Origin of the sequence: Mesorhizobium sp. M7A.F.Ca.MR.362.00.0.0 (genome assembly GCF_004023175.1) — a bacterium.
In the GTDB taxonomy this organism is placed as follows: Bacteria; Pseudomonadota; Alphaproteobacteria; order Rhizobiales; family Rhizobiaceae; genus Mesorhizobium.
In genome coordinates, this window is the sequence record NZ_RZTF01000053.1 from 1 (window position 1) to 11,858 (window position 11,858).

The 11,858-nt window shown below is 63.7% G+C and carries 8 protein-coding genes and 2 pseudogenes; all 10 read left to right on the forward strand.

The window, feature by feature from the left end; translation table 11 throughout:
- The coding region (locus EOC06_RS10065; RefSeq protein WP_128307654.1) for a malonate decarboxylase subunit alpha at positions 1 to 1,130 on the forward strand (1,130 nt) is incomplete at its 5' end.
- Positions 1,123 to 1,899, forward strand: a complete 777-nt coding sequence (locus tag EOC06_RS10070) for an enoyl-CoA hydratase/isomerase family protein (protein ID WP_128307655.1) — start codon at positions 1,123 to 1,125, stop codon at positions 1,897 to 1,899. The genes EOC06_RS10065 and EOC06_RS10070, both read left to right, overlap by 8 nt.
- Before the next feature lie 10 nt (positions 1,900 to 1,909).
- Positions 1,910 to 3,421 carry an aldehyde dehydrogenase family protein gene (locus EOC06_RS10075; RefSeq protein WP_128307656.1) on the forward strand — a complete coding sequence of 504 codons (1,512 nt, stop codon included), beginning with the start codon at positions 1,910 to 1,912 and terminating at the stop codon, positions 3,419 to 3,421.
- 57 nt (positions 3,422 to 3,478) lie between these two features.
- Positions 3,479 to 4,732 carry an ABC transporter substrate-binding protein gene (locus EOC06_RS10080; RefSeq protein WP_032900903.1) on the forward strand — a complete coding sequence of 418 codons (1,254 nt, stop codon included), beginning with the start codon at positions 3,479 to 3,481 and terminating at the stop codon, positions 4,730 to 4,732.
- 104 nt (positions 4,733 to 4,836) lie between these two features.
- Entirely contained in the window at positions 4,837 to 5,793 is a 957-nt protein-coding gene (locus EOC06_RS10085; RefSeq protein ID WP_024502750.1) for a carbohydrate ABC transporter permease, read from the forward strand.
- A pseudogene (locus EOC06_RS10090) lies at positions 5,790 to 6,732 on the forward strand (carbohydrate ABC transporter permease). Before EOC06_RS10085 ends, EOC06_RS10090 begins: the two are co-directional and overlap by 4 nt.
- Positions 6,733 to 6,736: 4 nt before the next feature.
- Positions 6,737 to 7,852 carry an ABC transporter ATP-binding protein gene (locus EOC06_RS10095; protein ID WP_128307657.1) on the forward strand — a complete coding sequence of 372 codons (1,116 nt, stop codon included), beginning with the start codon at positions 6,737 to 6,739 and terminating at the stop codon, positions 7,850 to 7,852.
- Positions 7,853 to 7,940: 88 nt separating this feature from the next.
- Complete coding sequence (locus EOC06_RS10105; protein WP_128307658.1) at positions 7,941 to 9,440, forward strand: GMC oxidoreductase; 1,500 nt, start codon at positions 7,941 to 7,943, stop codon at positions 9,438 to 9,440.
- A 208-nt stretch (positions 9,441 to 9,648) separates the two neighbouring features.
- Positions 9,649 to 10,410: a 3-ketoacyl-ACP reductase gene (locus EOC06_RS10110; RefSeq protein WP_128307659.1), complete on the forward strand. Its 762-nt coding sequence runs from the start codon at positions 9,649 to 9,651 to the stop codon at positions 10,408 to 10,410.
- 12 nt (positions 10,411 to 10,422) lie between these two features.
- Positions 10,423 to 11,858 (forward strand): annotated as a pseudogene (locus EOC06_RS10115) (GMC family oxidoreductase); the annotation flags it as partial.

Here is an 11,858-nt window from a genome sequence, read left to right on the forward strand (position 1 = left end):
TTTCGGTGCAGCAGTTCGACGGCGAGGAATGGCTCTATTTTCGCTCCATCGTGCCGCAGGTCTCGATCATTCGCGCCACGTCGGCCGACGAGCGCGGCAACCTCACCTACGAGCATGAGGGCGCCTATCTCGGTGGCCTCGAACAGGCGCTCGCCGCCCGTAACAATGGCGGCATCGTTATCGCGCAGGTCAAGCGCGTCGTCGAAAACGGTACGCTGAAACCGCATGACGTGCGCGTGCCGGGCGTCCTGGTGGACCATATCGTCGTCGCGCCCGACCAGTTGCAGACGACGCTGACACCCTATGACCCGGCGATCTCCGGAGAAATCTTCCGGCCGCTGTCGAGCTTCCGCACGCCGGAGATGAACGTCCAGAAAGTGATCGCGCGCCGCGTCGCCATGGAGTTGCGCGACGGCATGGCCGTCAACATCGGCTTCGGCATTTCCGCCAATGTCCCGCGCATCCTTCTCGAGGAAGGACAGCATGGCAAGATTACCTGGGTGATCGAACAGGGCGCGGTCGGCGGCGTGCCGCTGCTCGACTTCAAATTCGGCTGTTCGTCGAACGCCGACGCCTTCATGCCCTCGCCGCACCAGTTCATCTATTTCCAGGCGGGCGGCTTCGACGCCTCGCTATTGTCCTTCCTGCAGATCGACCGCCATGGCTCGGTCAATGTCTCGAAGCTTTCGGCGCGCCCGCATGTCACGGCTGGCGCCGGCGGCTTTGTCGACATCACCGCGCGGGCGAAGAAGATCGTGTTTTCCGGCTTCTTCAACGCCGGGGCAAAACTCTCATTGGCCGATGGCGGCATCCGCATCGATCAGGAGGGCAAGGTCAAGAAGGTGGTCAACGAAGTCGAGCACATCTCGTTTTCGGGCAAGCGCGCAGTCGCGCAGGGACAGGACATCACCTATGTCACCGAACGCTGCGTGATGAGGCTGACGCCGGAGGGCCTGGTCGTCACAGAACTCGCACCCGGCATCGATCTGCAGCGCGATGTGCTGGCGCAGTCGGAAATTCCGTTGGGCATTGCCAAGGACCTCAAGACGACACCGGCAGCCCTCTATCAGGAGCAACCGATAGGCCTGTCGCTGAATGGCGGCGCCTCGCTTGGAGGCGCGCATGGCTGAGCACCTCGTCACCTTTGAAACCGACGGCGCCATCGGCGTCGTCACGCTGCGCCGGCCGGAGAAATTCAACGCGCTGGACATTCCGATGCTGCGCGCGTTGGAGACGGCGCTTGACGCGGCCGAGATGGCCGAGGGCGTCCGCGTCGTGCTGCTGCGCGGCGAAGGCAAGGGATTTTGCGCCGGTGGCGATGTTGAAGCCTGGGCGCGGATGAGTGCCGCCGATTTCCAGGTGCAATGGGTACGCTACGGCCACCGCGTCTTCGACCGGCTGGCGCGGCTGCGGCAGCCGACCATCGCCGTTTTGTCGGGCCATGCACTGGGCGGCGGGCTCGAACTGGCTGTGGCTTGCGACTTCCGCGTGGCCGAAACACAGGTAAAATTGGGCTTCCCCGAAACCTCGATCGGTGTCGTGCCCGGCTGGTCAGGCACGCAACGCGCCGTGCGCCGCTTCGGCACGCAGACGGTGCGCCGGATGGCGCTCGGCGGCGAGATCTTTCTCGCCCCCGAGGCACTCGCTCTGGGCACCGTCGACCGGGTGGTCGCGACTGGCAAGGCATACGACGAAGCAAGGGCGTGGGCGGAAAAGATCGCCGAGCGCGGCCCGCTGGCGACCGAAGCCGCCAAGCTGATGATCGCGGTCGCCGAAGGCGAGGAAAGTGCCGCCGCCACCGAAGCGCTGGCCAGCGGCTTCATCGCCCTGACCGGAGATCTCAAGGCCGGCGTCGATGCCTTCAAGGCCAAGCAGAAGCCGGCCTTTTCGAGATCCTAGAGGAAAACAGATGAACGCCCCACTCAAGATCGCCATGCCGGCCGAGGCGGCTGCGGCACCGAAAGCCTACAGGCTGCTGATCGACGGCAGGCATGTCGATGCCCGCGACGGCCGCACGATTGCTCGAAATAGCCCCGGCCACGGCTTCACCGTCTCGCACTACGCACAGGCCGGCGAGGCCGAAGTGGAAGCCGCTGTGCAGGCCGCCCACAAGGCGTTCGAGACCGGTCCATGGCCGCGCATGAAGGCAGCTGAGCGTGCCGCGATCCTGCTCAAGGCGGCTGACCTGATCGAGTGCCGGCTGGAAGACATCGCCCGGCTCGATGCACTGGAATCCGGCAAGCCGGTCGCCCAGGCGCGCGGCGAGATCGGCGGCGCCGTTGACATCTGGCGCTATGCCGCCTCGCTTGCCCGCACGCTGCATGGTGAATCCTACGCCAATCTCGGCGATGCCATGCTGGGCGTCGTCCTGCGCGAGCCGATCGGCGTCGTCTCGATCATCACCCCATGGAATTTCCCGTTCCTGATCGTCAGCCAGAAACTGCCCTTCGCGCTCGCCGCCGGCTGCACGGCGGTGGTCAAGCCGAGCGAAATGACCTCGGCCTCGACCTTCGTGCTCGGCGATATCCTGATGCAGGCCGGCCTGCCCGCCGGCGTCGTCAATATCCTGGCCGGGCTTGGCGCCGATGTCGGTGCGCCGATGGTCAGCCACCCGCTGGTCGAGATGGTCTCGTTCACCGGCTCCACCCGCGTTGGCAAGATGACGATGGCGTCCGCCGCGCAGTCGCTGAAGAAAGTCTCGATGGAGCTCGGCGGCAAGAACGGCCAGATCGTCTTCCCGGACGCCGATCTCGAAGCGGCCGCCGATGCGGCGGTGTTCGGCGGCTTCTTCAATGCCGGCGAGTGCTGCAATGCCGGGAGCCGGCTGATCGTTCATGAGGCGATCGCCGACGATTTTCTCAGCACCGTCAAGGCGCTTGCCGCCAGGGTCACGGTCGGCGATCCGCTCGATGACCAAACCAAGGTCGGCGCGATGATCTCGTCCGGCCATCTGAAGAAGGTGGCCGGCTATGTTTCTGCCGCTGAAGGCGACGGCAGCCAGGTTTACAGCGGAGGCAAGCAATTGGCCTCCAATGTCGGCCAATACCTCGATCCCACCATCATCCGCGGCGTCACCGAGGAGATGGCCATAGCGCGCGAGGAAGTGTTCGGACCGGTGCTCTCGGTGCTGACTTTTGAATCGATTGAAAAGGCGTTGCACATCGCCAACAACACGCCCTATGGTTTGTCGGCGGGCGTGTGGAGCGCCAGCATCGACACTTGCATGTCGGTCGCGCGTGGAGTGCGTTCGGGAACCGTTTGGGTGAACACATTCATGGAAGGTTATCCCGAGCTGCCTTTCGGAGGCTACAAGCAGTCCGGTCTCGGACGCGAACTCGGCAAACGCGCCGTCGAGGACTATACCGAGGAAAAGACAATCCAGTTTCATCGCGGCCTGCGCACCGGGTGGTGGGTCGGCTGAGTTGAGAAGAACCCGGTGGGCTTCACCGGTCGTGTAATGCAACAAGGGAGGTAGTACATGTTGCGCAAACTGCTTATCGGAACCGCTCTCGCATCCGGCCTGGCTTTCGCGGCCCACGCCGAGGACGTCAAGGAAGTGCAGATGCTGCATTGGTGGACGTCGGGCGGCGAAGCGGCTGCTCTCAACGTCCTTAAGGGCGATCTGGCCAAGGAAGGCTATGCCTGGAAGGACGTGCCGGTGGCCGGCGGCGGCGGCGATGCCGCCATGACCGCGCTGAAGGCGATGGTCGCGGCCGGCAATTATCCGACCGCCTCGCAGATGCTCGGCTATACCGTGCTCGACTACGCCGCTGCCGGCGTCATGGGCGACCTGACCGAAACGGCGAAGAAGGAAGGCTGGGACAAGTCCGTTCCGGCAGCCCTGCAGAAGTTTTCGGTCTATGACGGCAAGTGGGTCGCGGCGCCGGTCAACGTTCACTCGGTCAACTGGCTGTGGATCAACAAGGCCGTCCTGGACAAGATCGGCGGCACCGAGCCGAAGACCTTCGACGACTTCGTTGCCCTGCTCGACAAGGCCAAGGCGGCAGGGGTGATCCCGCTCGCTCTCGGCGGCCAGAACTGGCAGGAAGCCACCATGTTCGACTCCGTCGTGCTGTCGACCGGCGGACCTGAGTTCTACAAGAAGGCCTTCAACGACCTCGACGACGCCTCGCTCAAGTCCGACACGATGAAGAAGTCGTTCGACAATTTGGCCAAGCTCGTCACCTATGTCGACCCCAACTTTTCCGGCCGCGACTGGAACCTTGCCACCGCCATGGTCATCAAGGGCGACGCCCTGGTGCAGGTCATGGGTGACTGGGCCAAGGGCGAGTTCAACGCCGCCAAGAAAACGCCGGGCACCGACTTCCTCTGCTATCGCTTCCCGGGCACCGACGGCTCGGTGATCTACAACTCCGACATGTTCGGCATGTTCAACGTTCCGGACGACCGCAAGGCCGCCCAGGTCGCGCTGGCCACCGCCACCCTGTCGAAGAGCTTCCAGTCGGCCTTCAACGTCGTCAAGGGTTCGGTTCCGGCCCGCACCGACGTTCCGGACACCGACTTCGACGCTTGCGGCAAGAAGGGCATCGCCGACCTGAAGGCAGCCAACGAAGGCGGCACGCTGTTCGGCTCGCTGGCCCAGGGCTATGGCGCGCCCCCGGCGGTCGCCAATGCCTATAAGGATGTCGTCTCCAAATTCGTCCATGGTCAGATCAAGACCTCGGACGAGGCCGTGACCGAGCTGGTCAAGGCGATCGACGACGCCAAGTAAGCGCCACGCGCCAAAAACGCCTTCCCCGCTCCGGCGGGGAAGGCCCAGATCCGCGAACTTGGATCCGCGAAGCTGGTTGGCCGCGAGTCGACGGGAGGAGCCCCATGAGCACGGTAGCGACAAGCCAGATCAAGCTGACGCCGGAGCATGCGCGGCCACGCGCCTCGGTGCGCTCACGCCTGCAGGACGCATTGCCGAAGATCGTGCTGGCGCCCAGCTTCGCCATCACCATCGTCTTCGTCTACGGCTTCATCCTGTGGACGATCTATCTGTCCTTCACCAATTCCAAGACCTTTCCATCCTATGTCCTGACCGGCTCGCGCGCCTATCAGCGGCTGTGGGGCTGGACCTTCGACACCGACCCGCCGTCGAGCTGGTACACGTCGATCACCAATATGGGTATTTTCGGTTTCCTCTACATCGCCATCTGCCTGGCGCTCGGCCTGTTCCTGGCCATCCTGCTCGACCAGAAGATCCGCGGCGAAGGCGTGCTGAGGCCGATCTATCTCTACCCGATGGCGCTGTCCTTCATCGTCACCGGCGTCGCCTGGAAATGGTTCCTCGATCCCGGCCTCGGCCTCGAGCAGACCTTGCATCAATGGGGCTGGACGAGCTTCCATTTCGACTGGATCAAGAACAAGGATTTCGTCATCTACACGGTGGTCATTGCCGGCGTCTGGCAGGCCTCCGGCTTCATCATGGCGATGTTCCTGGCCGGCCTGCGCGGCATCGACGGCGAGATCATGAAGGCGGCGCAGATCGACGGCGCCACCACCTTCCAGCTCTACCGCCGCATCGTCATCCCGCTGCTGCGGCCGATCTTCCTGTCGGCTTTCATCGTGCTCGCGCATCTCGCCATCAAGTCCTACGATCTGGTCGTAGCCCTGACCAGCGGCGGCCCCGGCGGCTCGGCCTGGCTGCCCTCCAACTTCATGTATGAGTACACGTTCAAGCGCAACGAAATGGCCGTCGGCTCGGCCAGTGCGGTGATCATGCTGATGACCATCGTCGCAATCATCGTGCCCTATCTCTATTCGGAACTGCGGGAGAAGCCGCGATGAGCGCCGTCACCATTCCCGCCCGCCAGGCCTCCGGCGGCGTCAACGTCAAGGTTATCAACCGCATCGTCATCTACGGGCTGCTGGCGCTGTTTGCGCTGTTCTACCTGATGCCGCTGTTCGTCATGCTGGTGACCTCGTTCAAGACCATGGACGAGATCCAGAACGGCAACATGCTGGCGCTGCCCAGGGCGCCGACCTTCGACCCCTGGCTGGGCCTGGGGCGAGACCTGCGTCGGCCTCACCTGCGCCGGCATCAAGGGCTATTTCTGGAACTCCATCAAGATGGTGATCCCGGCCGTTCTGATCTCGACGATGCTCGGCGCGCTTAACGGCTACGTCCTGACCAAATGGCGTTTCCGCGGCGCAACGCTGGTGTTCGGGCTGATGCTGTTCGCCTGCTTCATCCCGTTCCAGTCGGTGCTGCTGCCGATGGCGACCATCCTCGGCAGCCTCGGCCGCTTCGGGGTCACGCTGCAGAATGCAACGGGAACCAGCTTTGGCCTCGGCAATCCGACCGTCAATCTGGTTTTCGTCCACGTCGTCTACGGCATCGGCTTCACCACGCTGTTCTTCCGCAACTACTACGAGGCGTTCCCCACCGAACTGGTCAAGGCGGCACAGGTCGACGGCGCATCCTTCTTCCAGATCTTCCGCCGCATCATGCTGCCGAACTCGATGCCGATCTTCGTCGTCACCGTCATCTATCAGTTCACCAACATCTGGAACGACTTCCTGTTCGCCTCGGCTTACGCCGGCACTGGCGACGCGATGCCTATGACGGTGGCGCTCAACAACGTCGTCAACACGTCGACCGGCGTCGTCGAATACAACGTCAACATGGCCGCCGCGATGATCGCGGCACTGCCCACCCTTCTCGTCTATGTGCTCGCCGGCCGCTATTTCGTGCGCGGTCTGATGGCGGGCGCCGTCAAAGGATAATCCGATGGCTTTTCTGGAAATTGATGGTTTGAGGAAGCGCTTCGGCCAGGTCGAGATCCTGAAGGGGATCGATGTCGAGCTCGAGAAAGGCGGCTTCCTGGTGCTGGTCGGCCCTTCCGGCTGCGGCAAGTCGACCTTGCTCAACACCATCGCCGGCCTGGAGACGATCACCTCGGGCGAAATCCGGGTCGACGGCCGCACCATCAACGATCTGCATCCTTCCAAGCGCGACATCGCCATGGTTTTCCAGAGCTACGCGCTCTACCCCAACATGACGGTGGCCGGAAACATCTCCTTCGGCATGGAGATGCGCGGCGTGCCGGCGGCGGAGCGCCAGAAGGCGATCGACAAGGTGGCCAAGGTGCTGCAGATCGGCCACCTCTTGCAGCGCAAGCCGAGCCAGCTTTCGGGCGGCCAGCGCCAGCGCGTCGCCATGGGCCGGGCGCTGGTGCGCGACCCCAAACTGTTCCTTTTCGACGAGCCGCTGTCCAACCTCGACGCCAAGCTGCGCGTCGACATGCGCATCGAAATCAAGCGCCTGCATGCCACCACCGGCACCACCATCGTCTACGTCACCCACGACCAGATCGAGGCGATGACGCTGGCCACCAAGATCGCCGTCATGCGCGATGGCGAGGTGCAGCAGTTCGGCACCCCGGCTGAAATCTACAACAATCCGACCAACCTCTTCGTCGCCGACTTCATGGGCTCGCCGGCGATGAACCTGATCCCGGCGACGATCGGCACGTCAGGCAACGCGCTGTCCGTCGTGCTGCAGCGCGAAACACGAGAGCCGATCTCGCTGCCGATGGCCAATGCACCGGCCGGCCTGTCGGCATTCCAGGGCAAGCCGATCATCTTCGGTGTCCGTCCCGAAGCCCTGACCGATCCGGAAGGTGCCGAGCGCAACGCCTCGCACATCGCCACCGCCGACTGTCACATCGAGGTCGTCGAACCGGCCGGCTCGGACACTTTCGCCGTCACCAATCTCGGCGGCAAGGGCGTGGTGGCGCGGCTGCGCGCCGACGCCAACATCCAGCCGGGCACCAACACGCCGCTTGCCTTCAACCTGACCAAGGCGGTGTTCTTCGACCCGGCGACCGAGACCCGTATTCGCTAATGTATGTCGCCCAAAAGTGGATCCGGTTTTGGGGCAACGACATGCATCAAAACAAAAAACTAAAGCGCGTCGGGACGCGATTTAGGCCATGACAAATCCGGACATCGTCATCATCGGCTCCGGCATCGGCGGCGCTACGATCGCTTCCGGCCTTGCCGGCAGCGGCGCCTCGATCCTGATGCTGGAGCGCGGCGAGCCGTTGCCGGCGACGCCGCACGCGCGCGACACGCGCTCGATCTTCGTCGACGGCCATTACAGGCCGAAGGAGATGTGGCGTGAGGCCGGCGGCGCCGCCTTCAACCCCGGCAATTATTACTATGTCGGCGGCAATTCGAAGTTCTACGGCGCGGTGCTGATCCGCTACCGCAAGGAGGACTTTGCGGCCATGGAGCATTTCGGCGGCGTCTCTCCGGCATGGCCGTTCACCTATGACGAATTCGAGCCCTGGTATTCGAAAGCCGAACAGCTGTTTCGCGTGCGCGGTGCACTGGGCGAGGATCCGACCGAGCCGTTCCATTCGGTCCCCTACGCCTACAAGCCGGTGCCCGACGAGGCACCGATCGCCCGCGCCCGCGCCGAGCTGAAGGGCCTCGGCCTGCATCCAGCCTCGCTGCCGCTCGGCGTCGACATCGACACCTGGCTGAAAGAGGGCAAGACCGGCTGGGATGCTTTTCCCAACACCGGCCAGGGCAAGGTCGACGCGCAGACGGGTCCGCTGACGGCTGCGCTGACCGACCAGAACATCAAGCTCGAGACCGGCGCTTACGTCGAATATCTCGAAGCCTCGCCAGACGGCACGACGATATCAGCCATTCACTACCGGCAGAATGGCGAGCTGAAGAAAGTATCGCCGAAGCTGGTCATCCTCTCGGCCGGCGCGGTCAACTCCGCCGTCATCCTGCTGCGCTCGCCCACATCGGATGGCAAAGGCCTAGCCAACCGCTCCGACCAGGTCGGCCGCAATTTCATGAACCACAATTCCAGCGCCATGCTGGCGATCGACCCGCGCCGCCGCAACGATGCCGTCTATCAGAAGACCTTGATGCTGAACGACTATTACCTGTCCGACGGCAAGGGCGGCAAGCCGCTGGGGAACGTCCAGTTGCTCGGCAAGATCGACGGCAACATGCTGCGGGCCAATGTCAAATACACGCCGGGATTCGCGCTCGATTTCATGGCCGGCCACGCCGTCGACTGGTACCTGATGTGCGAGGATCTGCCCGATCCTGAAAGCCGCATCATGGTCGACGGCAAGGACATCGTCATGCAATGGCGGCGCTCCAACATGCGGTCGCTCGACGGGCTGACCAAGGTGATGCGCGAGAACTTCCGCGCCTGCGGCTATCCCCTAGTGCTGTCGCGCCCCTTCGACAAACGCACGCCGTCGCACCAATGCGGTACGATAAAGATGGGCGACGATCCGGCGACGGCGGCGCTCGACCCTTACTGCCGCTCCTTCGACCACCGGAACCTGTTCGTCGTCGACGGCAGTTTTTTGCCGAACTCGGCTGCTGTGAACCCGGCGCTGTCGATCGCGGCACAAGCGCTGCTGGTGGCCGAGCATATTCGCAAGAGCGAACTATCATGATCGGTTGCCGCCGCCCCTCATCCGCCTGCCGGCACCTTCTCCCCGTGAACGGGGAGAAGACCGCTAGCCGCAACCGCGGCGCTCTTTCTGCAACGCTGGAGATTGGCGAAACCGCCGATAACAGCGTACTTCTCCCCGTCACTATACGGGGAGAAGTGCCCGGCAGGGCGATGAGGGGCAGCGTTGACATCCGCAAGGCTAAGCTCCAATGACCCGCCCCTCCGCGATCGTCACCGGCGGCGCGCGCGGCATCGGACTGTCATGCGCCGAGGCGCTGGCCGATGCTGGCTTCGATATTCTGGTCGCCGATCTTGCTGACCAAGCTCCAGACGAACTTGCCGCCGCCATTGCCGCCCGCGGCTCAAAATTCACCTATATGCGTTGTGACATCGCCAACCTCGACGACCATCCAGCCCTCGTCGCCGCCGCAACGAACGCCTTCGGCCGCATCGACTGCCTGGTCAACAATGCCGGCGTCGGCGCCGTGGTGCGCGGTGACCTCTTGGACCTCAAGCCGGAGAATTTCGACCGCACGCTCGGCATCAATCTGCGCGGCACCGTGTTCCTCAGCCAAGCCGTGGCCAAGGCGATGCTGGCTGCGCCAGGCGATCACCAGAGGTCGATCATCACCATCACCTCGGTCAGCGCCGAAATGGCATCGCCGGAGCGGCCGGACTATTGCATCTCGAAAGCCGGCCTTTCAATGTGGGTGAAGAACTTGGCGCTTAGGCTTGCGCCCGAAAATATCGGCGTGTTCGAGGTCCGGCCAGGCATCATCCGCACCGATATGACATCAGGCGTGACCGCCAAATATGACGCCCTCATCGACGGCGGTCTGGTGCCGGCAAAGCGCTGGGGCGAAGCATCGGACATCGGCGCGGTGGTGGCAACACTCGCTGGCGGAAAACTCGGCTTTTCGACCGGCTCGATCATCAATGTCGACGGTGCGCTCTCCGTGCCGCGGCTGTAAGTGGACAGTGTCATGACCGACTACATCATCGTGGGCGCCGGTCCGGCCGGCTGCGTTCTGGCCAACCGGCTGAGCGAGAATCCGGCAAATTCGGTCCTGCTGCTGGAGGCTGGCGGTAAGGACTGGCATCCCTACATCCACATGCCGGCAGGCTTCGCCAAGATGACCAAAGGCATCGCCTCCTGGGGCTGGTCGACCGTGCCGCAGAAGCACATGAAGGATCGCGTCTTCTGGTACACGCAGGCCAAGGTTGTCGGCGGCGGCTCGTCCATCAACGCCCAGATCTATACACGCGGCAACGCCCGCGACTACGACGCCTGGGAGAAGGAAGAGGGCCTCGCCGGCTGGGGCTATCGCGATGTGTTGCCCTATTTCAAACGCGCTGAGAACAACCAGCGCTACGCCAACGATTTTCACGGCGACCAGGGGCCGCTCGGCGTCTCGAACCCGATTGCGCCGTTGCCGATCTGCGAAGCCTATTTCCGTGCCGGCCAGGAGATAGGCATCCCCTTCAACCCGGACTTCAACGGCGCTGCCCAAGAAGGCGTCGGCTACTACCAGCTGACCCAGAAGGATGCCCGGCGCTCGTCCGCTTCAGTCGCCTATTTGAAGCCGATCCGCGCCCGCAAGAACCTGACCGTCCGAACCGATGTGCTGGTGACGCGCATCGTCGTCGAGAAGGGCCGCGCCATCGGCGTCGAGGTGGTCGACAGGCCGGGCGGCGAGAAGAAAATCCTGCGCGCCGAACGCGAGGTGATCGTCTCGTCCGGCGCCATCGGCTCGCCGAAACTTCTGATGCAGTCGGGCATCGGCCCCGCGGACCATCTGAAGTCGGTCGGCGTCACGCCGGTGCACGACCTGCCCGGCGTCGGCTCCAACATGCAGGACCATCTCGATCTGTTCGTCATCGCCGAATGCACCGGCGATCACACCTATGACAACTACGCCAAGCTGCACCGCACGGCCTGGGCCGGCCTGCAATATCTGCTGCTGAAGAAGGGGCCGGTGGCCTCCAGCCTGTTCGAGACCGGCGGCTTCTGGTACGCCGACCCGACAGCCGCCTCGCCCGACATCCAGTTTCATCTCGGTCTGGGCTCCGGCATCGAAGCCGGCGTCGAGAAGCTGAAAAACCCCGGCGTCACCCTGAACTCGGCTTTCCTGCGGCCGCGCTCGCGCGGCACGGTGCGGCTGAAGAGCGCCGACCCGGCCGACCACCCGCTGATTGATCCGAACTACTGGTCCGATCCCTATGACCGCGCCATGTCGATCAAGGGGCTGCGGCTGGCCCGCGAGATCATGCGGCAGAAGGCGCTTGCCCCTTACGTGCTGCGCGAGGTTCTGCCCGGCCCGTCACTCGCCAGCGACGACGAGCTGTTCGACTATGCCTGCCGCAGTTCCAAGACCGACCACCATCCGGTCGGCACCTGCCGCATGGGCCATGACGAGAT